Consider the following 23,940-nt stretch of genomic DNA (forward strand, 5'->3'; position numbering starts at 1 on the left):
CGGTTACAATTTCAACCGCACAATTTTCAATTCGGTTACGAATCCGGTTACATCTCTGAATTTTCGGACCCTTAGCCGACGACCCACGTTCGCGAAAACCATACGCGGAGTGGGGTTTAGGTGAGTGAGCCGTCCGGGACTCGAACCCGGGACCCTCTGATTAAAAGTCAGATGCTCTACCGGCCTGAGCTAACGGCTCGTCGAAATAAAGCGCGCGATTATCGGCCAATGACGACGACAGATCCTGGCGCCCCGACTCCTGCCATCCATCCACCAGAGCAGAGGTCTGCTCCCGGGATGCGCTCGGAGACCGAAAGCAGCCGGAGGCGTCGAGTGCCAAGCGCCGATACGACACGATGCCACGTAACTACAATGGCGGCAAGGTGAACCGAAGCGTCAAATCGAGGGGCGCGCCACATGCCACCCTCACCCGCTCGAATCGTAAAGAATAGCCGCAGCCCCGGCGACGCGCCGCAGTCCCCGGGAGCGCCAGCTTCCTTCCCCAGCCGGCCAGTTTGTGCGACAAAAAAGCGGACCTGGCGTTTGAGACCATTTGATTGCGGTGCGCTACGAGTTCAAGGGCCGAAAGGGGCAACGTGTTACGTGAGTTTCTGAGCCGGGCTCGCGCGCGCCGCGATAAACGAGATTTCCTGCTTAGCCGGCTTCCGAAAAGATCGGTGGGCGCGGAAATCGGCGTGTGGAAGGGTGAATTCTCCTGTCGCATGCTGAAGCTGGTACGTCCAACCAGGCTCCATCTGATCGATCCATGGAAATACGAACCGTCGTACCAGGGCGCCTGGTACGGCGGGGGCAAGAGCAGCCAAATCGAGATGGATCGAATATTCGAATCCGTTCGGTCGCGATTTTCCAGAGAAGCGGCGAAGGGTCAGATAACCATTCATCGCGCGCCCTCGCAGCTGGCGGCGCAGGATTTCCAGGACGGATACTTCGACTGGGTCTATATAGACGGGAATCACCAATATGAATTTGTAACGGCCGACCTCGAGAGCTTCGCCGCGAAGGTCCGACCCGGGGGCCTGGTTTGCGGGGACGATTACGATCGCCCCACCTCATGGCACAAGGACGGAGTAACCCGGGCTGTCGACCAATTCCTGCGCACTCATGAATACGAACTGGAGGAAGTGCGCGAGCATCAATTTATCATCCGCAAGCCTCCCCCAACTGTCGTCCGACGCCGCTGATCTCTTCTTTGTGGGCGCTCGGTCATCGCACGGCCGCGTCGGAGCGCTGCAGCAAGCCTTGGCAGAGCGCCGCAGCGCGAAATGCGGCTTTTACTGCCGCGCCATCGCGAGGCGCAGCCGGTCCTCCGGCGTGATCAGGTGCTCGAGGTTGAGCGCGTCTTTGCCGATATCGATCTCCACCCAATTGACCTCGCCGCTGAATTTGGTGCCGCGCTTTCCGTAATCGTAAGTCACCGGCGATCCCGCCTCGTATCCCACGTCGCAGGTCTCATCGGCGGAGAAAACCATCGGCTCGGTTCTGTTTACGCGGCCCTCGCCGCATTTTTTGCCATCGACATAAAGCGTGGCCATGCCGCCCTTCGCGAGCCCGCCGCCGTCGTAGGCGAACTCCATCCTGACTTCGTGCTTGCCGGCTGGAGTCCTGTCGGAGCCTTCGATGTAGTAACGCTCATGCCCATAAAAGTTGTAGCAGTATTTCGGTTTGCCATCCTTGGCATAGAGGCTCCAGCCTCCGGTCAGACCGCCCTGCGCGACGATGACGCCTTCCGCGCCCGCCTCGGGCACGATCACCTCGGCGGTCACGGCGTGCGACTTGTTCTTGATATTGACGATCGAGCCTTCCGTAAGACGCCCCATTCCGCCGAAGAGCAATTGCCGGTTGCCCACGATCAGCTGCGGGCGGCCGGCGATGTCGGGATTGGCGCGCTCGGCCATGCGGTCGTCCAGCGGGAGCACGTTGTACTTGGCCGCCTCGATTATCCATAGGCGCTGAAGGTCGTGAAGCTTCTTCGGATTCTCCTTTGAAAGATCCTTCGCCTGACTCCAGTCCGCGTTGGTGTCGTACAGCTCCCACACGTCGTCGTCGAATGCGGGCAACTGTACCGCGCCGGTGAGCCAGGGAGTCCGATGGCGGGTGACGGCGGTCCAACCCTTGTGATAAATGCCGCGGTTGCCCACCATCTCGAAATACTGGGTTTCGCGCCGGTCCGGCGCGCCGGCGTCGTTGAACGAGTACGCCATGCTGACGCCTTCGATCGGCTTCTGCGCCACGCCATTGACCATGATTGGCTCAGGCAGACCTGCGACTTCCAGCAGGGTCGGCGCGACGTCGATTACGTGATGGAATTGCGCGCGAATCTCGCCCTTGGCCGTGATTCCCTTGGGCCAATGCACGACCAGTCCGTTGCGCGTGCCGCCCCAGTGCGACGCGACCTGCTTGGTCCATTGATACGGGGTGTCCATCGCGTGCGCCCAGCCCACCGCGTAGTGGTTGTAGGCTTCGACGCCGCCGAATTTTTCGATGTTGGCGCGCAGGAACTCCGGAGATTCGAGGTCCGCAAAGCCGGTCAGCGGCACCAGTTCGTTGTACGCGCCTTGCAGCGTACCCTCTCCCGACGCGCCGTTGTCGCCGATGATGTAATAGACGAGCGTATCGTCGAGGATGCCCAGATCCTTGAGCGCGTCGATGAGCCGTCCGAGGTGATAGTCGGTGTGCTCCATGAAGCCCGCGAATATCTCCATCTGGCGAGCGAGCACCGGCTTCATCTCCGCGGACTCCGTGTCCCATGCGGGAATTTCGGAATGCCGCCGGGTGAGCTGACACTCCCTGGGAATCACCCCGAGTTCCTTCTGCCGCGCAAAGGTTTCCTCGCGCAGCCGGTCCCAGCCCTGGTCGAATTTGCCCTTGTACTTGTCCGCCCATTCCTTCGGTACGTGATGCGGCGCGTGCATCGCGCCCGGAGCGAAATAGACGAAGAACGGCTTGTCGGCCGCGAGCGCCTTTTGCTGGCGAATCCACTTGATCGCCTTGGTCGTCATGTCGTCGGTGAAGTGGTAGCCCTGCTCCGGCGTTTTGTCGGGCTCCACGGGCGTCGTCCCCTCGTAGATCGCCGGATGCCACTGATTGGTCTCGCCGCCGATAAAGCCGTAGAAGTATTCGAACCCGCCGCCGCCTGTCGGCCACGCATCGAACGGCCCGATCGGACTCGTCTGCCAGACCGGGATCTCGTGGCACTTGCCGAACTGCGCCGTCGAATAGCCGTTGAGCTTCAGCGTGCGTGCGATCGGCGAAGACGAATTGGGCAGGATCGAATTGTAGCCGGGCGCGGAGGTGGCGATCTCGGTGATCCCGCCCATGCCGACCGAATGATGGTTGCGTCCGGTGAGCAGCGCCTGCCGCGTTGGCGAACACAGCGCGGTCGTGTGAAATCGGGTGTACTTGAGCCCGGCCAACGCCAATTTATCAATATTCGGAGTCTGGCATGGGCCGCCAAAGGCTGAGGTCGTGCCGAAGCCGACATCGTCGAGCAGAATCACCAGGATATTCGGCGCTCCCTTGGGCGGACGGAGCTGCTCCATCGGGGGATATTTGGTGTCGGGATCTTTCGCGTCATAGGTCGTCAATCCGACATGGACGCGATCGGGAATGGGGAGAACCGTTCTTGCGAACTTGTCACTGCTCATTTTTCCCTCGAATCTTGGGATGGATGCCAAACCACTCTCTCGCAGATCCAAACAACCGGCGCTGGCGGCAATCACACAACGGGGAGTGGCAGCCGGCACGGCTCCTTGCGGACGCTCGCGCGGCTCCAAACCGGCAAACGCGGGATCGACGCGCTACGGCCGGGACGTGGCCGCGTCGCGCGCGCTCGCGGACTGCGTCAGCGGCGTCAGCGGCGCGGCTGCATGAGCGCTGGCGAGCGCCGGCGCGGGTGCGACGCCCGTCGCTCTCGAAGTCCGTCCCGGCGGCATCGTCGTCCGCGACTCCAGAAAGGTCACCAGGTTGTCGAGTTCGTCGTGGGTCAGGATGCCCGCGAATGACGGCATGTTGCTGCCGCCGTTGGCAATCTTGATCCGCAGATCGTTGACGCTCAGCCGGTTCGCCACCAGGGTCAGGTCTGGACCGCGCATCCCGCCCTGCCCGTCAATCGTGTGGCAAAACTCGCATCCCTTGTCGTGAAAAAGCTGCGCCCCGTTCACGATCGGCGCGGCGGTCGTACCCACCAGCGCGGCCGAGAGCGGCTTGGCGTCGAACCTCGGCGACCACGGCGCGATCGATCCTTCGATCCAGAAGCCTACGATGGTAAGCACGATCATGAGCACCGCCGCGACCGCCCACGGGCGGCGCGAGGGATGGCGCTCGCCCTTGTTCCACAGCACCGGCACCAGCAGCAGGAACACGATGGCCGAGAGCGGCGCCGCGATCATGAACACCGACTCCATCCCGCGCGGCAGCAACGCGAGCACCGCGTAGTACCACAGCATGTACCAGTCCGGGCTCGGATCGTTGGCGAGCAGGCTCGGGTTGGGCGGCTTGCCGAGCTCGGGCGGCCCGACGAAAAAAGCCAGCGCGGCGACCGTGAGCACCACGCCGACGGCGACCACTACGTCGCGCCACGCGGCGTCGGGCCAGAATGACACGCCATGCTCTTCGAGCAGTTTCTCGTATTCGGCGCGGTAGGTTTTGGGATTGACCTTCGCTCCGGGCATCGGCGGGGCCGAGATTCCGTCATGGATCACGAGATAGAGATGGAGCCCGACGAAGGCGAAGATCATCGCGGGAAGAAAAAATACGTGGAAGGCGAAAAAGCGGCTGAGCGTCGCGCCGCCGAGCGTGTTGCCGCCGAGCAGAAAGCGCGCGAGGTACTTGCCGATGAGCGGCGTGCGCCCGAGCATCTCGGCCGCGAGTACCGTGGCCCAGACCGCGGTCTGATCCCAGCGCAGCAGTTGTCCGCTGAAACCCATCGCGATCGTGATGAACAGCAGGCAGACCCCGCTTACCCAGTTGAATTCCCGCGGGTACTTGTAACATCCCATCAGGAAGACCTGGATCATGTGGATGCCGACCAGCAGGATCATCGCGGAGGCACCGAAGAAGTGCATCCCGCGCAGGAAATTGCCCAGCACCGCCCGGTAGGTGATGAATTCGAGCGCCTGGTAGGCGTTTCCCGACGCCGCGACGTAGCGCGTCGCCAGCGCGATCCCGGTCACCACCTGCATCATGAAGGCGACCAGCACCGCGCTGCCGAAGACGTACCACCATCCGGTGTTGGGCGGCACCGGATGCTTCATCACGTCGTTGAAGAATTTGATGAGGCCGGTGCGTTCTTCGAACGCGTCAACCGCCTGCTGGAAAATCTTTTTTATCACCGCCGCTCTCCCCCCGCGCAGCTATTCGATCGGCACCGCGCTGGCGAGGATCTCGACCTGTCCGTCGCGCACCCGCACCGGGTACTTGAACAGCCCGCGCGGCGGCGGACCCGCGGCGACCTCGCCGTCGGCATAGTAAACGCCGCCATGGCAGGGACACATGAACAGGTTGGCCTGCGCGAGCCATCGCACGGGGCATCCGAGATGCGAACAATTTACCGCGAAGGCGATGAAGGCGCCGGACTCGAGCCGCCTGAGCCACGCCGCGGTCATCGCGGTCACCCCCGCCCATTCCATCGGCGACGGATCGAGAAAGCTTACGCTTACGGTTTCGCCGGGCTTGAAGCTGTCGACCGCGCCCACCGCGCGCCACACGTCCGGTTCGGGAGCGATCAGCGGGCCGAGGATAAAGCCGACGACCGGGATGCCGACGATGGCGGCGGCGACGGCCGAGAGCGCGATGCTGAGCCGCCCGAGGAAGCGGCGGCGCTCCGGGCTCAGCGCTTCGCAGCAGCCGCGCTCCTGCGTTTCACTCGCCATGTAACAGTTCTCCCACCCACTTGCTAATCGCCACGGCCATCAGGACCACACCCGCCGCGGAAAACACATACGAACTGATTACTCCGAAAAGCAAGAACGTGATGCCCAGCGCGAGAAACGCCGGCGCATAGGTCGGCGGTGGAATCTTCTCGGGCAACGCCGTGCTCCATACGGCGGTTGCGCCGGCGGTCTCGCCCTCGCGCGGATGCGATATGTCTTCCGGCGCCATTCGATTCCCTCCTAAAGACCCGCCGTCGCGGGCGCAACACTGTCGCTCTCGGCGGTCCCGAACCATTGCAGGAACAGCACCATCATGGCCGCAAGGAACACGAAGCCGCCGCCGACCCACATCAGGAGGCCGCCCACCTGCTGGTCGAGCGCCGGCGTCAGACCCCATCCATCGCGCAACAACGCCGCAACGTGCAGCGAATCGCCGGGATGCACATAGGGCGCGTAGAGGCCGGGCGGCGCAAAGGTCAACCAGATGCCGAGCAGGCTGTTGGCCATCGCGCCGCCCACCAGATACACCTGCGTCCATAGCGGCGAGATCCGGCAGCGCGGCAGCGGCGCGAGGATCGGCCACCAGAAGATTGTCGCGGTCACCAGGAAGCACAGATGCTCCGCGATATGCACGTACTCGTCGTCGAGCGCCGCGTCGAACAGCCGCGGCAGATGCCACAGTGCGAGCGTGACAACGCCAAGAGTCCAGGCGACGAGCGGATTTCCCAGGACGCGTTCGACACGGGCGAGCGCGCGCGAAGCGAGCACCGCGTTCGCGAAACGGGGCGTGATGCCGAGCAGCAGCAGCGGCGGCACCGCGAGTTCGAGCAGCAGATGCTGCAGCATGTGCGCGCTGAATAGGTATTCGTCGCCGAGCGTGTCGAGCGGCGAGATCAGCGCGAACAGCATCACGGCCACGCCGGCGGCAAACCATCCGGCACGAGACAGGTCGCCCCGATGCGCGCTCCAATAGGCCACCAGCAACGCCGCGCATCCGATCAGCACGGACAGGTCCGGGTCCCACGCTCGGAGTATCGAGTCCATTTTATTTTGATGCAGCTTTCACGCCTTGACGCGGCTTCCACGCGGATTTGCGCATCTATCCGACAAGCGGCCAGATATAGACCACGGTGAAAATCACTACCCACACCGCGTCGACGAAATGCCAATACATCGCGACGGACTCGAAGCCGGACGGATGGATTGCGCTCTGGCGCCCTCTCAGCGCGATTCCGAGCAGCGCGCCCAGCGCCACGAGGCCTATCAACACGTGCAGGCCATGGAAGCCGGTAAGCGTAAAGAACGTCGAGCCAAACAGGTTGGTGCTGATCGTGACGCTGTGGGCGAAGAGTCCAAGGTACTCGCGCGTCTGGCCGAAGAGAAAGATCGCGCCGAGCGCCACGGTCAGAGCGAGCCAGCCGCTGACGCCACTCCGATCGCCCGCCCGGAAGCTGCGCGAGGCCATATGAATCGTCGCGCTGCTCAGGAACAGGCAGATACTGAACGCGAGCGTGCGCATCACGTTGAGGCTGTTGGCAGCGCTCGGCCCGTCGGCGGATCGCGAATGGAAGAAGGCATAAGTGATTACGAGGATCAGGAAAAACCACGCCTCGGAGAACAGAAACAAGCCGACTCCGATTTTGACCCTGTCAGGCATCGTCCTCTCCGGCATCGCGGCCGCTCATCCGGCCAGCTTGCTCAGCATCTCGTCGGTGCGATCGGGATGGGCCAGGTCCCACAGCGGCCGGCGCCCGCGAATTGGCGGCACGCGAGTGAAGTTCTCGGGCGGTGGCGGCGAGGTTGTCGCCCATTCGAGTGTCCACGCATCCCACGGATTGTCGCCGGCTCTTTTTCCCGAGCGGAGCGAAACAGCGATATTGATCATCAGGATCAGCACCGATAGGGCGAGCACGAACGCCCCAATCGTCGAGATCATGTTCATGGCTTCCCATCCCGGGAGCGCGGGATAGGTGAACACTCGCCGCGGCATCCCGAGCATTCCGAGCACGTGCTGGATCATGAACGTCAGGTTGAAGCCGATAAACGTCAGCCAGAAATTAACCTGGCCCCAGCGCTCGTCGAGCATCCGGCCGCTGATTTTGGGAAACCAGTAGTAAATTCCGGCGAAAAGTGCGAAAGCGGTTCCGCCAAACAGTACATAGTGGAAATGCGCAACCACGAAATAGCTGTCGGTCAGCTGCCAGTCGATCGGCACTACCGCGAAAGCGATGCCCGACAGCCCGCCGATCGTGAACATCACCAGGAAGCTGATCGCGAACAGCATCGCGGTCGTAAAGCGCACCCGCCCTCCGTACATCGTCGCGGTCCAGTTGAAGATCTTCACTCCCGTGGGCACCGCGATCGCCATGCTGCAGATGGCGAAGAAAAGATCGAAGGCGTGGCCGAGTCCGACCGCGAACATGTGATGGGCCCACACCGTGAGGCTCAGGAACGCGATCGCCAGGGTCGAGGCGGCGACGAAATCGTAGCCGTAGATCGGCTTGCCCGAGAACACCGGAATGACCTCCGAGATTATCCCGAAGGCGGGCAGGACCATGATGTAAACCTCGGGATGGCCGAAGGCCCAGAAAACGTGCTGCCACAGCACCGCCGAGCCGCCGGTGTCGGCGCGGAAGAAATGCGCATTGAGCAGCCGGTCGGCGAGCAACATCACCAGGCCCGCATTGAGTATCGGCATCACTACCACGATCAGGAAGCCGGTTATCAGCGTCATCCAGACGAACAGCGGCAGGCGCCGGATACTCATTCCGGGCGCGCGCAGGCAGATGATCGTCGCCATCAGGTTGATTCCGGCAGTGAGCGTCCCCACGCCGATCGCGAGCAGCCCGAGGATCCAGTAGTTCACTCCGGGGCCGAAGGAATAGGCGCTCTCGCTGAGCGGCGCGTAGGCGAACCACCCCACCGCCGGCGCACCGCCATTGACTCCGCTGGTGGCGAAGCTGAAATAGAGCATCAGTCCGCCGAAGATCTGCACCCAGAAGCTGAGTGCATTGAGCCGCGGAAAGGCCATATCGCGCGCGCCAATCATCAGCGGCACCATGTAGGTCGCAAAGCCGACCAGCCACGGCACCACCACCAGGAAGATCATCGTGGTGCCATGCATGGTGAAAAACTGGTTATAGACCTGCGGGCTGAGAAAGTGATTATTGGGCACCGCGAGCTGAATCCGCATCAGCAGCGCCAGCACGCCGGCGACCAGGAAAAATACGAACGCGCCCAGCAGGTACATTATCCCGAGCTGCTTGTGGTCGACCGAGGCGACCCAGCTGAGCCATCCCTCGTGTGCCTCCTGCTCGAATGACTCGGGGCCGGCCGCCTCGGAAATCGCCGCTTCTTTCATTTTTGCGTCTCCAGGAAGGCGACCAGCGCGCGGACGTCGCCGTCGCTGAGCTTGAAGTTGGGCATGTTGCTGCCGGGCTTGAAGTCGTCGGGATCGTGCAGCCAGGCGGCGAGGTTCTCCGGCGTGTTCACGAGCGCGCCCGCCGCGAGCGTCCGGCGAGTGGCGATGTGCGTGAGGTCGGGGCCGACGCTCCGCAGGTGACAGTTGGTGCAAATGTTCTCGCGATAAATGTTCGCGCCGAGTTGTTCATCGGGCGTGACCGGCTTGGGCGGAATGTCGGACTGCTCTTTTATCCAGGCCGCGAAATCGCCGGGCGAATCCGCGATTACCATGATGCGCATCCAGGCGTGTTCGTTGCCGCAGAACTCAGCGCACGCGCCGAGGTAGGTACCGCCGCGGTCGGCCTCGATCCAGAGGCGGTTGGGATGGCCCGGCACGATGTCGATCTTGCGCCCCAACGCGGGAACCCAGAAGTCGTGGATCACATCGGCCGAGCGAAAATCGACCAGCAGCTGTTTGCCGACAGGAATATGTATCTCGTTGGCAGTCGTCACGCCGGACTTGAGATAGATGATTTCCCACCACCATTGATGGGCGACGATCCTCAGGTCCGGCCTGGCCTCGGCGGTTGGCGGATCGCCGGCGCTCATGGCTCGTATCATGAAGCCCGACAAGACGGCCAATGACAGGATCGGCACCGCAGTCCAGATAATTTCGAGCTTGCGCGAGCCGAAAGTCTGCGCGGCCTCAGGCGCTCCGGGCCGATCCCGATAGCGGATGATCGCGTACACGACCAGGAAAGTGACGAGGATCAGGATGGCCGAGAGAAAAATAAGCGTGCCGACGAACAGGCTCGAAATCGCGGCCGCCTGCGGCGACGCCGGTGCGAGGGTGAACGCGTTTGCCGTGTAGGGCCCGGGCATAGCCACAACCACCATCGGCGCCGCGCGAAGCGACGTCACACCCCGCGCGAAATGCCGGCTCGTGCGCGCAAAGGGTAACCTTCAGGTGCGGGAGATTGCAAGCAAATTCGGCTTCGCGGGCGCGCTTGATGTTACGAATTGATTAACCGGCGATCGCGCTGGCGGGTGCGGCATCGGCTTTGATAAACGAATAAAATGAAACCGTGGGCGATCCGGCGCGCCGGACGCCCAACTCAATCGATCGCGAGGACAAACAAGGATCATGCTGGAAGCATCGGAACAACTCGAGCACCTGAAGCTGGCCGCCGAGGTCGCCGGGCTCGAAGTGCCGCGTTTCACCCTTCCCGAAGACTACGACGTCGTGGTCAACCGGATGCGTTTTCATTACCTCGACTGGGGCGCCGCCGGTCGCCACCCGATACTCTTCCTGCACGGCGGCGGGCTCAACGCGCATACCTGGGACCTCGTATGCCTCGCGCTGCGCGGCGAGTACCACTGTCTCGCCCTCGACCAGCGCGGCCATGGCGACAGCGAATGGTCGCCGGTCGGCGATTACAGCCTGCCGAGCCAGGTCCGCGACATCGAGCACTTCATCGAGAAGCTCGGGCTCGAACGCCCGCTGGTGGTCGGCCATTCGATGGGCGGATTTGCGGCGATGGCGTATGCGGCGAAGTTCGCGCGCCGCATGGCCGGGCTGGTGCTGGTCGATATCGCGCCCGAGCTGAACCCGAGCGGCACCGCGCGCATCCGCGACTTCCTTGCCCAGGAACGCGAGCTGGAGTCGGTTGACGCGTTCGTCGAGCGCGCGATGGCGTTCAATCCGCTCCGCAATCCGGCGCTGCTGCGCCGAAGCCTCCTGCACAACCTGCGCGAGCTGCCGAACGGCAAATGGACCTGGAAGCATGATCCCAATCGCGCGCGCCCGACGCCCGAGTCGATGCGCGCGCGCCAGGCGGAAATCATGAACGAGGTCGCGCACATGACCTGCCCGACGCTGGTGCTGCGCGGCGCGAAAAGCGACGTGCTGACCGACGAGAGCGTGGCGGGCTTTGCGCGCGCGCTACCCAACGGGCGCTGGATGCGAATCGAGGGCGCGGGGCACACGGTGCAGGGCGACAATCCGCGCGGCCTGGTCGAGGCGCTGCGTCCGTTTCTGCGCGAAATAAAGCTTTAGACGCAATCCGGCGCGCGCGCTGCCGCGGCGCCGGCGGAAAATCGATCCTCGGGGAGCGGCCGATGCGACAGATCAAGTCGTTTGGAGTGCTTCAGACAGCGAAGGTCATGGGCGCGATTTATTTCTTCCTCGGCCTGTTGCTGGTCGCGATTATCCTCGTGCTCGTTCCGCTGCGACCACGCCATCTTCATCGAAGCCCGCTCCTCTTGCTGGTCGCGCCGGTGTTCTATGGCGTCGTCGGCTTCATAGTGACCTCCATCGTCTGCGGGCTCTATAACGCCATCGCCAAGCGGATAGGCGGCATCGAGTTCGAGGTCTCGGACGCACCCGGGCCGCCGGCTCAGCAATAGCCGAACTACAGACCAACAGGGCGAATCCGGCGCACAACGCGCGCTGGATTCGCGCGCGCGGCCGCGAATCGTCTCGCGCCCGGGCTGCCGTTTCGAAGTCGCTTCAGTGCGGGTCGCTGCGGATCACGCCGCGGCGGTCGAGTTCCGCAATCCGCTCCGGCGTATAGCCGAGGTAATGGCTCAGCACTTCAGCGTTGTGCTCGCCGAGAAAGGGCGCCTGGAGGTCGAGCGGCGTGGGAAAGTCGGAAAAGCGCAGCGCGAAGCCCGGCAATTCGAACTCGCCGAGGATCCGGTCGCTGACCTTGCGAATGGTGCCCCGCTCGCGTAGATGCGGATGCTTGATCGCCTCCTCGACCGAGAGCACTGGCGCGCAGGGCACCCGATGCTCGCGCATGGCGGCGAGCGCGGCGGCGTCGCTCGGCAACGAGGCGATCCAGCTTTCGATTTCGCGCACCAGCGCGGGACAGTTTTTGACCCGCGAATCGTTGTCGATGAAGCGCGGATCCTGGGCGAGCTCCGGCCGGCCCATCGCGTTGCACAAAAGCGCGAATATATGGTCCATCGGGCACATGATAATGATGTGGACCTTTTGCGCTTTGAACACGCCGACCGGCGCGAGATAGAAATTGTGCAATCCCGAACGCGTCGGTTTGTATGCGCCCTTGCTCAGACTATGTATCTGGACGCTCGCTTCATGGTAGTGGAAATAGGTATCAAGTAATGACAGGTCCAGGTATTGACCGCGGCCGCTGCGCTCACGGTACAGCAGCGCACAGGCTATCGCGCCCATCGCATGCGCGCCGGTGCTGACGTCCCCAATCGCCGCCATCACCACGTACGGCGGTCCGTTCGGCTCGCCGCCCATACTGGTGATTCCAGCGTAGGCGGCGCCCAGGGTGTCGAAGCCGGGCTGAGCGGCGAGCGGCCCGGTCTGGCCGAAGGCTGAAACCGAACACATGACCGCTCGCGGGTTGATCGATTTGACCGTTTCCCAGCCGAGCCCCATCCGCCCGATTACGCCGGGCGCAAAGTTTTCCACCACCACATCGACCTTGGCCACCAGCTCCTTGAGAATCTCGAGGCCGTCGGGAGCTTTGGGATCGACGCAGAGGCTCTTCTTGCCGCGGTTGTGCTGGACATAGTAACCGCTGCGTCCATTGAGCTGCGTCGGCGCAAGCCGGGTCTTGTCGCCGCCCGGAGCGATCTCGACCTTGATGATTTCCGCACCCATCTCGGCCATCATCAGGGTCACGGTCGGGCCGGCTACGTATTGGGTAAAATCGAGGACCTTGTAGCCGTCGAGAACTCCCACGGGCGCATCGGCGTTCATGGTGTCACCTCCGGGTTCAGACGCCTCTATACCACGGTCGACCGCGAAACCAATCAGCCGCTGCCTGATCAGGATCGGCGGCAAAAACGATCCGCCGCAGGACGGCAGCGCAGGCCGTCCGGCGGCGAGCCACGTTGAGTTTGCTGCAGCGAAGACCTGCAACCGCAAGCCGGACATTGACGAGGCCGGATCGTGCTGATACTCGGATTCGTTATGACCGCCCGCAAGGCGCGGTCGCGGTGTGGACAGGCGGGTGGAACGAGCCTCGCGACCTCGTATAAAATTCCGGCAGCATCGTTCTCAACGACAAGGGGGCTTCGCCAAGCATGAGTCACGCAGAGGAAGGCCACAAGCGCGAAACCGGCGAGTTCGGTCCGGAATCCCAGATCCACTACCGGGAATACAAGCTCCTGCTCAAGCCGGAACGTTTCGCCGACGAGGACGGCTTTCACAAGTTCTACAAGCATGCGCATCACGTGGCCAAGGCGCTCGGAGCCCACCTGCAAAAGTCCGACAAGCACGAGCCGCACATGCGCGAGGTCGTTTTCTACGACACGCCGCACTTCAAGCTCTACACCGACGGCTTCATCCTGCGTAAGCGGACCTTCTTCAAGAAGGGCCATCCCGAACCGAACTTCGAACTGACCATCCGCTATCGCCATCCCGAGGCCAAAGCCGCGGCCGCGGTCGATATGCATCCGCTACTGCCATGCATCTACACGATCAAGTTCAAGGAAGAGATTCTCCAGTTGAGCGACAGACTGGAGGGGATGCGGATGCTGTACGCGAACGGCTGCGAACTCGACACGCCCAACGTCATCCTCACCCAGCGCTTCGAGATCATCTCGCAGGTTTTTCCCGCCCTGCAGAAGGTGCGCAGCGCCAATCCCAAGGCCACGATGGGTGTCGTCAACGACATCACCGTGGACGAAACGCTGGTGCATCTCGGCGAGCTGGACTTCGGCGGCAAGGTGCGCTGCAAGGCCTCGGTCGCGGTCTGGCGCAACCGTTCGACCGGGCGCGACATGATCGCCGAGTTCGGCTACCAGTTGAAGTTCGAAGGCCTGGACTCCTTGCATCGCAAGCCGCGCGAGCTGTCAGAGCAGTTCTTCAGGCAAATCCAGAGTGAAGCTGCCGACTGGGTCGCGCTCGGCACCACGAAGACCGCGATGGTCTATGGGCTGGGGCGCAGGCCGGTCAATCACCATGAATGATGCTGACGCGGTGGCGGTGGCGGTGGCGGCGCCGAGCGTTCCGCTGGGAACGATCTTCCGCACTTTCCTGACGGCCGGAGCGATCAGTTTCGGCGGCGGCGTGGTCGCGTACCTGCGCGATTTTACGGTGACCGAGACCAAATGGCTCGACGACGACGCCTTTCTTGACGCGCTCGAGATAAGCCAGACGCTGCCGGGGCTGAACGCGATCAACATGAGCGTGATCATCGGCGACAACCTGCGCGGCATCCCGGGCGCGATCGCAGCCGTGCTCGGGCTCGTGCTTCCCGGCGTGATCGTTATCATGGGCCTGGGCGCGGCCTGGCAGGAAGAATCGCACAATGTGCAGGTCAGGATGTTCCTCATCGGGGTGGCGGCGGCGGCGGTCGGGTTGTTGAGCACGGTCACGCTGCAGCTCGGACACAAGCAGTTTGCGAAGCCGCTTGACCTCGCGATCATCCTGGCCACCTTCATCGCGGTGAGCATCCTGCGCGTTCCGCTGTATATCGTTCTGCTGGTAATAGGTACGGCCGCGATCCTGCTTTACCGGCCGGGCGCCAGGCACGAGTCGCTCGAAGAACGCGCGCGCCATCTGCGCGAGCGCCTGCGCCACCGCCATTACATCCATCTCCGCCACTGAAGGCGCAACGGGACACGCGGTACGATGGCGAAATTGCTCAACATGACCTGGGTTTTTATGCTCCTTGCGATCCTCGCGGTGGGCGGCGGCACAGCAGTGCTGCCCGAAATGCAACACTTGACGGTGGACCAGTTTCACTGGGTGACGAAGGCCCAGTTCCGCGACATCTACAGCCTCGGCCAGGTGGCGCCGGGACCGAACATGCTGATGGTGCTGCTAATCGGGCACAAGATGGCGGGTGCGCTGGGCGCGCTGGTAGTGGGGCTAGCGTTCTTCCTGCCCGACTGCATCCTGACACTCGTGGCAAACCGGCTTTGGGTGCATTTCAAGGATTCGCCGTGGCGAGCGGCGATTCAGCACGGGATGGCGCCGGTCGCTATCGGCCTGATGCTGGCGGGGACGTACGCGATCGCGCGGCTGTCGATCTTCAACCTGACGAGCCTGCTGATCGCGCTGGTGATTTTCGCGCTCTTGATGTGGCGGCACATTAACGCGGCCCTGCTGGTGCTGGGCGGCGGCATCACTTACGTGATGCTGCCGCACCTGATGGCGCATCTATTTCCGCACTGAATTGAACGTCGCCGCGGCGCGCGGCGGCGCCTTCCCGCTATTTGAACAGCCGCTTGGTCGCGAGGTCGGCGCCCTTGCGCAGCGCTCCGAGCTTCGCCCACACGATATCCTCGGGCACCATCTCCCACGCCGCGAACGTGCCGAAGCCGCAATCGACGCCGGCGATCACGCGGTGCGGATCGCCCAGCGCTTCGGCCACGCGGCAGATTCGGTCGGCCACCACCTCCGGATGCTCGACGAAGCAGGACGTCGAATCGACAACTCCGGGAATGATCAGCATCCCGTCTGGCGGACGCAGCCGGTTAAGCACCTTGTACTCGTGCTCATGGGCAGGGTTGGCGCCTTCCAGGGCGAGCGCGCCAACGCGGGCCTTGTAGATCGCGGGCAGGATGGCCTCGGCCGGGACGTCGTGCATGTGCGGGCCATCGTAATTGCCCCAGCATACGTGGAGGCGCACGCGGTCGGGCGGGATGTTGGCGACGGCGCGGTTGACCGCGGCAATATGCAGCTCGACGATCTTGACGAATTCATCGACCGACTTGTCCTGGTACAGGAACGTGCGCTCCATCGCGAGGTCGGGCGCATCGAGCTGCAGAATGTAGCCGCGCGAGTGGATGTATTCGTATTCCTTGCGAATCTCGTCGGCCACCGCCATGACGTAGCTCTCGTGGGTCTTGAAGAATCCGCTATTGAGCATCGTGGTAGCGATGATGCCGGGGGCCGCCGCGGTCATGAAGCGCTCGGGAAACTTCGCCGCGCCTGATTTGTCGAACATCTCGCACTCGCGGCGCACCGCGCCGAGATCCTCGTAGCTGAGCTTGCCGATCGCCTGCGGCGCGTTGAATACCTTGGCCCCGCCCAGCATTCCGCGCTTGCGCATTATCTCGACGTATTGCGGAAATTCGCGCATGTCCCACGGCGTCGGGCGCTGGCTCTCGCCGCCGAAGCCCTTCATCCGCTGCGGCACGTAGGTTTGAAACCCGACCCGCGGCTGCTCGCCGTCGTTGCCGATGTCGATGCCGGCGGCAAGCTGGCGCTCGACGACGTGCGCGACGGCGGCCTCGGCTTCGCGATCGAGCAGTTTTTCGTCGATCGCTTCGCCACGCTCCTGCCGGAGCAGCAGATCGGTCAGCTTCGGATTGCGCGGCAAACTGCCGACGTGGGTCGTGAGAATGCGCTCTTCGCTTTTCAACATGACTCGGTCCCCTCCGTAACACGCGCCGGCGGGCGCGCGAGTCGGCGCGCCGATCGATCCGCGCGCCGCGGCTAACGCCGTCCGCAGTGTACAGCAAGCTTCGGGTCAAATTGCAAACGCGCGGAGAGTGCCGCGGCGCAGCGGGAGCTTCTCTGCGTGAGCGGGCGGAAAGAACGCGCCGGCTATCGAGAAGCGCTTGAATCCCGGGGCGGACCGACGATTTCCCACTCGCGGTCAAGGTTGGTGATCGAAACCAGGTCGCCCTGCGAGTCGACCAGCGCAAGGTCGTCAGCATCCAGCCGCGGAGGCTCGTCCGTGCCCGGGTCCGTTATCCGCTCGAGGCCGCCCGCGGGCTTGATGAACTCGACGGGCGTCGCGGCGTAATAGACCAGCGTCGGCAGTTCGATGCCGGCGAAGTACAGTCGGCCGCCGCCGCGCAGCGCCGCGGTGCGCCTCGCCTTGAGCCCCATGGCGTAGCTCGGCGTGCTGCGCAGGCGTTCAAGATGATGCGCCTTAACGATCCAGCGCCACTGCATCGGCGCATGCACCACCATCAATGCGAGCGCAAAGGCGCCCAAGCCCGTCACTACCGGCCTCTGCGGACCGCGGTAATCGAGCGCGTGCGCGGCCAGAGCTCCCGCCAGCAACGCCGTCGGCACGCATGCCGGCAGCACATACCAGGGCAGCTTGGTCTGCACCGCGCACGCCGCGCCCAGCGCGACCAGCAGCCAGAGAATCCACAGGCCGGCCGCCGGAGTCAGTGATCTCCAAAGGTCAGCGGCGCCGGCACACACGCCAGCTACCGAGCGGCTTTTAAGCGCGGCCGCCGCGAGCGCCAACGCGGGCAGAATAAGCGGCCAGAGAAATTTAATTTCCCTGCCGAAGCCGGACAACGTGGACCATCCGGAGTGAGTCTCGTCCTCGAGATGGCGTGCAATACGGGCGAGCGTCTCATGATGGACGAAGCTGGTCCAGAAAAGCGGATTGTACAGGGCCTCGTGGAGGTACCAGGGCGCCGCCACCGCAGCCGCGCATCCGAGGACAATCGCGAGGCCGGTCGTGCCGATCGCCTCGAAGCCGGGCAACACAAGCACCGCGAGCGGTGCGGCGATTAGGGGGATGGTCCCGGCAAGCCCCTTGCTCAGGATCGCCATACCGCTGGCCACGCCTGCGAGCGCGCAAAAGCGCCGATCCTTGCGCGCGTGCAAGATCGCGTAAAACGCGAGCGTCAGGAAGAAGAGCAGCGGCGCGTCCGTCGCGCACTCGCGTCCGCCCCGGGCCACGAAAAAATAGAATTGCAGCGGCGCCAGCGCCGCCAGCATCCCCGCCAGCCGCCCGGCAGCACCGGCTGCCGTAAAATAGATCAACAGCAGCGTCCCGAGGCCGGCAAGGACCGAGGGCAGCCGCGCCGCAGCCTCGCTTTCGCCGAAGACATTGAATGAACCGACCAGCGCCCAGAAGAGCAGCGGGGGTTTTTTGACGTAGCCCTTACCGTTCCAGGTAAAGTCGAGGTAGCTATGGTTGACGATCGCCTCGTGCGCGACCTCGGCGTAAGTCGCCTCGTCCCAATCGACGAGCGGCGCAGCACTCATCCCCGAGCCGAGCGCGAATCCCCCAAGCGCTAGGATCAGGAGCAGCTCGAACCTGAACCTCAAGATTCGCGCGAGCAGCGCCCGAGCCCGCCTGAGAGCGCTCGACGAGGGGGCCTCGGGCGCGAACGCCGTTTCTCGCGCGAAAGCTTGCTCTCGATAGTTCTGCTGGGTTTCAGTATGCGCGGGAGCACTCACTTGCACGACTTACACCTTCCAGACCGGCTTCTCATCTCGCGTGCGCTTCGTAACTCCCCATTACGATGAACTTTGTGCCCGGTTTCATTTTACGAACGGGTTACGGAGGAAGGCAATCCGACCAACGGCTTACTGGAACTGCATAATGCAAGAGGATCGGCGGCCCGATCCCGCCGAAAGCCGGCAGGACCGGGCCGCTCGTCAACTTACCTGTTTGGGCGCAGGCGAATTTCGCCGCGAGCCTGGTATGGTGTCCTGGAAATAAATTTAATCCCAAGATCTCGAGGCTGTCATTCCGAGCGCAGCGCGGAATCCCGGCTTCCACGAAAAACTGAATAAAAATCCGGGATTCCTCGGTCGCTGACTCCCTCGGAATGACACCTTGACGTTTTTCCGGATATGCAAGGACATCACACTGACTAGATCTTCGACGCCGGCTCGACCCACTCGCGCGCGACCTGCTCCATCTTTGCGACCAACTCGCGCTCGCTCGACGGCGGCGCGAATTCGATCAGGCCCAGCTCGTCGACGCCTAGATCGTGATAGCGCTTGAGATCGTCCTTGGTGATCGGCTTGGTGTAGGGGGAAAGCGCCATGTAGACGTCGGATCGCTTGCGCCCGGCCGCTTTGAGCAGATGGTCGAGAGACTTCAGCTTGTCGGCCGCCTCGGCAGGCGTAAGATTGAAGCCGCACCATCCGTCGCCATACTCCGCAACCCGCTTAAGCGCCGGACCGGTTTCGCCGCCGAACCAGATCGGGATATCGCCGCGGACCGGCTTGGGATAGCTGCGCACGCTGTCGAACTTGTAGAATTCTCCGTTGTAGCTGCTGTGCGGTTTGCGCCAGAGCGCGCGCATCGCGTCGATACACTCGCGCGTGCGCTGCGCGCGCCGCTCCCACGGCACTCCGACCGCCTTGAACTCTTCCTCGAGCCATCCGACGCCCACGCCCAACGTAAAGCGTCCGCCGCTCAGCTGATCGAGCGTCGCAGTCACCTTGGCCAGCACGACCGGATTATGCTCGGGCACCAGGCAGATGCCCGTGACCAGCTTGACCCGCGTGGTATAGGCCGCGGCGTAGGCGAGCGTGGTGAAAGGGTCGGCGAACGGAGTGTCGGCGGGCAGCGGAAACTCGCCCTTCGAATAGGGATACTTGGAGATGTGCTGGTCGAGCAGCACCACGTGCTCGGGCGCCCACACGGTGGCGAAGTTGAGCCGCTCGGCATTCACCGCGACGGTCTTTATCATGTCGGGCCGCGACAGATGGCCAATTCCGACGGCGAAAAACCCTATCTTCATCGTCCTCTCCTTTTAGGAAACCGCGTTGGCTCTCTCATAGCACAGAGCGCGAATTTGTACCCGCCGCGCGCGCAGCCTTCCGCATCGGCCATTCGGCGATAGAATCGGAGAGGCCCGTCGCACCCGCCTCCCGCCGAGAGCCTTATGCGCCGCTTTGACATGCCGCCTCGCAGCGCAGGATGGCGGGCGGGCTCACTCGATCACGCCTGACTGGTGCCTGCGCGAAGCCGGCGCTGCTACAGGCGAGTACCGCAAAAGCGACCACCGACACCCCCACCCCAAAGCGACAGCTCTCGACTCTCATAGCTTTGCCTCCCTGGCTTGGCGCGAAATTCTACTAACTCCTTATAGTTGGTGTTCTGCAAATAAGTTTTATCCCAAGATTCTGAGGGCTGTCATTCCGAGCGCAGCGAGGAATCCCGGCTTCTACGAAAAAACGAATTAAAGATCAGAGAATCCCTCGGTCGCTGACTCCCTCGGAATGACACCCTGACGCTGTTCCGGATATGCAAGTTATTTGGGGGACAGTAGGACCAGCGACGTGACAATTGGCTGCGCTCTGGAGAGGCGAGTCGCGACCGGTTCAGGATGCGCCGCAGCGGCTGGGATCGCGCTCGCACTGTGCTCGGCGACGATTACCGCGCCGAGCGGAACTTCGCCCTCGCGCGCGCCGGTGCCCGCTACTACGCCGCTTCGATTTCGACCAGATTGTCGGAAAAGGTCGGCGCGTTGCCCAGGTCGGCCAGCACCGGCGAATTCGCGGCCGCGACCGTGCTCTTCGCACGGCTGAATTTGCGCCAGAACCCGAGCGGCGCAACGACCACGCCCGGCCGCACGGTGTCGCTCAGATGCGCGAGCGCCGTGAACGAGCCGCGATCGTTGAAGACCCGCACGGCGGCGGCCTCGGCGATACCGCGGCGCGCTGCATCCTCGGGATTGATCGTCACGGCCTGCTCGCCGGCAACCCGGCGCTGATGCGGCATGTTCGCGTAGCACGAATTCAGAAAGGCGTGCGACTTGGGCGAGATGATATTCAACGGATAGCGCGCCGCCAGCGCGGGATTGGTCTGGGCGGACTCGCGCGGCGCAATGTAGCTCGGAATCGGATCCACCGCGCTTTGCGCCTCGAAGGTCTCGAAGGTAGTGGAGCCCTGGCGAAAAAGCGGCAGCACGAAATTCCCGCGCGCGGCCATCGACGAGACGAACTCCGTCTTTCCCGAGGGGGTCGGGAACTTGCCTTCCGCGTGCGGCGCGAACGTGTCCGGCTGGCCGACTCTCAGGCGCGCGTAGCCCTCGCGCTTTAGCAGGTCGAGGTCGATGCCGGCGAGCGCGGGCGATTTCCAGTCGGTGATCGCGAGCACCGTTTCCTCGTCGGTGCGCTTGAAGCAGGCGTCCTCGAAGCCCATCCGCGCCGCCAGCCGCCGGAAAAGCTCGGTGTTTGGGACGGCCTCGCCGAGCGGGGCGATCGCCGGCATATTGAGCGTCAGGTAGAGATGCCCCCAGGAGAACATCAGGTCGAATTGCTCCAGCTGGGTCGTCGCCGGCAGCACGATATCGGCGAAGTCGGCCGTGTCGGTCACAAACTGCTCGCTCACGACGGTGAACAGATCCTCGCGCGAGAGCCCCGCGACAATCCGATCCTGGTCGGGCGCGACCACCACCGGATTCGAGTTGTAAACGAAGAGCGCCTTGATCGGCGGGGTCAGCCCGAGTTCTCCGCTGAGCGCCGCGCCCAGGCGATACTGGTTGATATGGCGGGTGCCGGGCCGGATGAAGTCCGGGCGCATCAGCACGTCGTACTTGATCGGAAAAGCGAAGTTGGGCATGAACACCAGCCCGCCGCCGGGCTTGCGCCATGCGCCAACCAGCGCCGGCAGGCACGAGATCGCGCGCACACACTGTCCGCCACCTGCCTGACGCTCGATTCCGACACCGAAGCGAATGGCCGCGGGCTGGCGCTCGGCATATTCGCGTGCGAGTTGCACGACATCCGCCGCCGGGATGCCGGTGATCGCGGAGGTGCGCTCGGGCGGAAACTCCTGCGCGCGTGCTCTAAGCTCCGCGTAGCCGACTGTGTATTTTTCTACATAGTTATTGTCAGTCAGGTTCTCATTGACTATTACGTTGATAAGTCCCAGCGCCAGCGCGCCGTCGGTGCCCGGCCGGATCGGGAGATGCCAGTCGGCCGCCGCCGCCGTGCGATTGCGCACTGGGTCGATCACTACTACTTTCGCGCCACGCCGCCGCGCCTCCGCGATGATCGGCCACAGATGAAGATTGGTGCTGATCACGTTGCAGGCCCAGATAACGATATAGCGCGAATGGACGAGGCTCTCGGGGTCGGTGCCGGGCGTCGGGCCGACCGTCATCATATAGCCGGTGATCGCGCCCGAAGCGCAGAAGGTGCGCTCGCTTATCGAGGAGCCGAGCCGATTGAAGAATGCGTCGCCGACGTTGAGCCCGTTCAGCAGGCCTTCGGTGCCGAGATAGCTGTAGGGCAAGATCGCCTGCGCGCCGTGCTCGGCGATGATCGCCTTGAAGCGGTCCGCGATCTCGTCCAGCGCCGCCTTCCATCCGATGCGCTCGAACCTGCCGCTTCCCTTGGGCCCGACGCGGCGCATCGGATAGAGCACGCGGTCGGGACTGTAAACGCGCTCGACGTAGTCGTTGACTTTGACGCAGAGCGCGCCGCGGGTGAACGGATGCTCGGGGTCGCCGCGGACTTCGACGGCGCGGCCGCCCTCGACGCTCACCAGCATCGCGCAGGTGTCAGGACAATCGTGCGGACAGGCTCCGCGGACTATCGCCCCGGAAGAGTTGATTGCGGCGGCGGCGCTGGGGGTCATGCGATATCGCCCTCCTGGCCGGCCTGTCTGGGGAAGACATGCGAGCCGGACTCATAATCGGACGGCGTGCTGGCGCTTGCAAGGAGCATAAGCACCGCCGTCCAACGGGTTAATGGCCGGTCGTGAAAGAGCGAGAACTTTACGCCGGCTGACCTCCGCCAATGGCGCTGATGACGTCCTCGACGGTTGCGACCTGGGCGAAGCCGCGGCGGAGATTTGCGAGCACGGTTTTCTGCACCTGCTCGGCGTTGATCGCCTCTCCGTCGGTCTCCAGCGCAATCGGCGCGGTGCCGTCCTCGAGCACGATAACCTGGTAGTCGCGGAAGTTGGCGTCACGCGCGGTCGAATCGCAGCAGAAGTTGGTCGAATAGCCGCCGATGATCAGGGTGTCGATCCCCCGCGCGCGGAGCATCGCGTCGAGTTCGCTGTTGAAAAATGCGCTATAGCGATTGCGCTCCAGCACCGGTTCTCCGGCCCGCGGCGACAGCTCCGGCATTATCGCCGTGCCCTGCGTGCCCTTGACCAGTACCTCGCCCTTACCGATCGGCTCCCAGAACTTTCCCAACTGGCCGCTGTCCGCCCCGTTACTGCAGAACGCCAGCGATGAAAAGACCACCGTCACGGAGCGCTGCCGGGCCTCGTCCAAAAGTTTTTCAAGGCGCGGCACCAGCGGCCGAACGCCTTCCCATCCGAGCAGGTCGTTGGTCATGTTAATGATAAGCAGCGCGGTCTTTTTGGGGTCGAGTCTGTTCATCGCGTCGTCCTCGATAGCGGCTCGAATAGCGTGCAGGATAGCGTTTTGGATGGCGTAGCCGCAGCCTGCCCGGCCGGATTCGAATCCGTAATTACCAAGCTCCACGGGCGAACGCCAGGAATCGAGCCTGATCTCAACTCACGGCGTTCCGGCCGCCGGGCCTTCGATTCTCCGACCGCCTCTGCTAAATGGCAGGTATGAAAGTTCATCACGCTGCCGCACTCGCCCTGGCCGGCTGGTATCTGATGATGCCGCCGCTCGGTAACGGCAAGGTTTACCTCAACGCGCCGCTCAGCACGTGGCAGGTTGTCGTCAGCCTGGAAACTCTCGAAGATTGCAAAGGCATAATCCAAAACTACAAGAAGCATCCGGCCGAGATTAGCGATCCGCAGGTCCGCGAGCTGATCGAACGGCGCGATGCTCACGCGATGTGCGTCTCGGACAAGGATCCGCGCGTAGCAAAATAAGGCTCGCCCGACGCCCAGGGCGTCTGCTCGCACGCCTCTCGAAGAGCCCTCGATCCTTATGTCCACTCCTGCCCGTATAGGCTCGCGACGTAGACAGTCTCGATTGTAATTCTGGCGAAGACCGCCGAGGACAAACCAGG

21 protein-coding genes and 1 tRNA gene are annotated in these 23,940 nt (G+C 63.3%); 7 read left to right on the plus strand and 15 right to left on the minus strand.

The window, feature by feature from the left end; genetic code table 11:
* Positions 1-125: 125 nt before the first annotated feature.
* Positions 126-199, minus strand: a tRNA-Lys gene (locus VMI09_07280).
* Between the two features lie 478 nt (positions 200-677).
* On the opposite strand from VMI09_07280, the gene VMI09_07285 reads away from it, so the two are divergent.
* A complete protein-coding gene (locus VMI09_07285; GenBank protein ID HTQ24483.1) occupies positions 678-1,202 on the plus strand; it encodes a class I SAM-dependent methyltransferase in 525 nt (174 codons plus the stop codon).
* 90 nt (positions 1,203-1,292) lie between these two features.
* Here the strand turns inward: VMI09_07285 and VMI09_07290 are convergent, their stop codons facing one another.
* The 8 genes from VMI09_07290 to coxB all read right to left on the minus strand — a co-directional run bounded on the left by VMI09_07290 (position 1,293) and on the right by coxB (position 10,214).
* Positions 1,293-3,665, minus strand: a complete 2,373-nt coding sequence (locus VMI09_07290) for an arylsulfatase (protein HTQ24484.1) — start codon at positions 3,663-3,665, stop codon at positions 1,293-1,295.
* A 153-nt stretch (positions 3,666-3,818) separates the two neighbouring features.
* A complete protein-coding gene (locus VMI09_07295; GenBank protein HTQ24485.1) occupies positions 3,819-5,351 on the minus strand; it encodes a cytochrome b N-terminal domain-containing protein in 1,533 nt (510 codons plus the stop codon).
* A gap of 21 nt (positions 5,352-5,372) precedes the next feature.
* The gene (locus tag VMI09_07300; GenBank protein ID HTQ24486.1) at positions 5,373-5,891 is read right to left on the minus strand and encodes a Rieske (2Fe-2S) protein; all 519 of its coding nucleotides are present in this window, start codon (positions 5,889-5,891) and stop codon (positions 5,373-5,375) included.
* Positions 5,881-6,120: a hypothetical protein gene (locus VMI09_07305; protein ID HTQ24487.1), complete on the minus strand. Its 240-nt coding sequence runs from the start codon at positions 6,118-6,120 to the stop codon at positions 5,881-5,883. Before VMI09_07305 ends, VMI09_07300 begins: the two co-directional genes overlap by 11 nt.
* A gap of 11 nt (positions 6,121-6,131) precedes the next feature.
* Positions 6,132-6,935 (minus strand): cytochrome c oxidase assembly protein, encoded by an 804-nt coding sequence (locus VMI09_07310; GenBank protein ID HTQ24488.1) that lies wholly within the window; start codon positions 6,933-6,935, stop codon positions 6,132-6,134.
* 55 nt (positions 6,936-6,990) lie between these two features.
* Positions 6,991-7,548, minus strand: a complete 558-nt coding sequence (locus VMI09_07315; GenBank protein ID HTQ24489.1) for a cytochrome c oxidase subunit 3 — start codon at positions 7,546-7,548, stop codon at positions 6,991-6,993.
* 24 nt (positions 7,549-7,572) lie between these two features.
* Positions 7,573-9,252 carry a cytochrome c oxidase subunit I gene (ctaD, locus tag VMI09_07320; GenBank protein HTQ24490.1) on the minus strand — a complete coding sequence of 560 codons (1,680 nt, stop codon included), beginning with the start codon at positions 9,250-9,252 and terminating at the stop codon, positions 7,573-7,575.
* Complete coding sequence (gene coxB / locus VMI09_07325; protein ID HTQ24491.1) at positions 9,249-10,214, minus strand: cytochrome c oxidase subunit II; 966 nt, start codon at positions 10,212-10,214, stop codon at positions 9,249-9,251. The genes ctaD and coxB overlap by 4 nt, the downstream gene beginning before the upstream one ends.
* Before the next feature lie 223 nt (positions 10,215-10,437).
* On the opposite strand from coxB, the gene VMI09_07330 reads away from it, so the two are divergent.
* Together VMI09_07330 and VMI09_07335 are read left to right on the plus strand one after the other, a co-directional pair.
* Positions 10,438-11,349 carry an alpha/beta hydrolase gene (locus VMI09_07330; protein ID HTQ24492.1) on the plus strand — a complete coding sequence of 304 codons (912 nt, stop codon included), beginning with the start codon at positions 10,438-10,440 and terminating at the stop codon, positions 11,347-11,349.
* A 62-nt stretch (positions 11,350-11,411) separates the two neighbouring features.
* The gene (locus VMI09_07335; protein HTQ24493.1) at positions 11,412-11,699 is read left to right on the plus strand and encodes a hypothetical protein; all 288 of its coding nucleotides are present in this window, start codon (positions 11,412-11,414) and stop codon (positions 11,697-11,699) included.
* Positions 11,700-11,802: 103 nt separating this feature from the next.
* On the opposite strand, the gene VMI09_07340 is transcribed toward VMI09_07335, so the two are convergent.
* Positions 11,803-13,029 (minus strand): CoA transferase, encoded by a 1,227-nt coding sequence (locus VMI09_07340; GenBank protein HTQ24494.1) that lies wholly within the window; start codon positions 13,027-13,029, stop codon positions 11,803-11,805.
* Between the two features lie 326 nt (positions 13,030-13,355).
* On the opposite strand from VMI09_07340, the gene VMI09_07345 reads away from it, so the two are divergent.
* Genes VMI09_07345 through VMI09_07355 form a run of 3 tightly spaced genes read left to right on the plus strand, consistent with a single transcriptional unit; the run spans position 13,356 to position 15,453 of the window.
* Positions 13,356-14,243 carry a hypothetical protein gene (locus tag VMI09_07345; GenBank protein HTQ24495.1) on the plus strand — a complete coding sequence of 296 codons (888 nt, stop codon included), beginning with the start codon at positions 13,356-13,358 and terminating at the stop codon, positions 14,241-14,243.
* Positions 14,236-14,883 (plus strand): chromate transporter, encoded by a 648-nt coding sequence (locus VMI09_07350; GenBank protein HTQ24496.1) that lies wholly within the window; start codon positions 14,236-14,238, stop codon positions 14,881-14,883. Before VMI09_07345 ends, VMI09_07350 begins: the two co-directional genes overlap by 8 nt.
* A gap of 24 nt (positions 14,884-14,907) precedes the next feature.
* A complete protein-coding gene (locus VMI09_07355) occupies positions 14,908-15,453 on the plus strand; it encodes a chromate transporter (GenBank protein ID HTQ24497.1) in 546 nt (181 codons plus the stop codon).
* Positions 15,454-15,490: 37 nt separating this feature from the next.
* Here VMI09_07355 and VMI09_07360 read toward each other — a convergent pair whose 3' ends face one another.
* The 5 genes from VMI09_07360 to VMI09_07380 form a co-directional block, all read right to left on the minus strand.
* Positions 15,491-16,648, minus strand: a complete 1,158-nt coding sequence (locus tag VMI09_07360; GenBank protein HTQ24498.1) for a cobalamin-independent methionine synthase II family protein — start codon at positions 16,646-16,648, stop codon at positions 15,491-15,493.
* A 182-nt stretch (positions 16,649-16,830) separates the two neighbouring features.
* Positions 16,831-18,303, minus strand: a complete 1,473-nt coding sequence (locus tag VMI09_07365) for a glycosyltransferase family 39 protein (protein HTQ24499.1) — start codon at positions 18,301-18,303, stop codon at positions 16,831-16,833.
* Positions 18,304-18,854: 551 nt separating this feature from the next.
* Positions 18,855-19,733, minus strand: a complete 879-nt coding sequence (locus VMI09_07370; GenBank protein ID HTQ24500.1) for an LLM class F420-dependent oxidoreductase — start codon at positions 19,731-19,733, stop codon at positions 18,855-18,857.
* Between the two features lie 683 nt (positions 19,734-20,416).
* Positions 20,417-22,579 carry a molybdopterin oxidoreductase family protein gene (locus tag VMI09_07375; protein HTQ24501.1) on the minus strand — a complete coding sequence of 721 codons (2,163 nt, stop codon included), beginning with the start codon at positions 22,577-22,579 and terminating at the stop codon, positions 20,417-20,419.
* Between the two features lie 139 nt (positions 22,580-22,718).
* Positions 22,719-23,333, minus strand: a complete 615-nt coding sequence (locus tag VMI09_07380; protein HTQ24502.1) for a cysteine hydrolase — start codon at positions 23,331-23,333, stop codon at positions 22,719-22,721.
* A gap of 197 nt (positions 23,334-23,530) precedes the next feature.
* Here VMI09_07380 and VMI09_07385 point away from each other — a divergent pair, with 197 nt between their 5' ends.
* Positions 23,531-23,800 (plus strand): hypothetical protein, encoded by a 270-nt coding sequence (locus VMI09_07385; GenBank protein HTQ24503.1) that lies wholly within the window; start codon positions 23,531-23,533, stop codon positions 23,798-23,800.
* Positions 23,801-23,940 lie beyond the last annotated feature (140 nt).

This window comes from Candidatus Binataceae bacterium (assembly GCA_035500095.1).
Classification (GTDB): domain Bacteria; phylum Desulfobacterota; class Binatia; order Binatales; family Binataceae; genus JAKAVN01.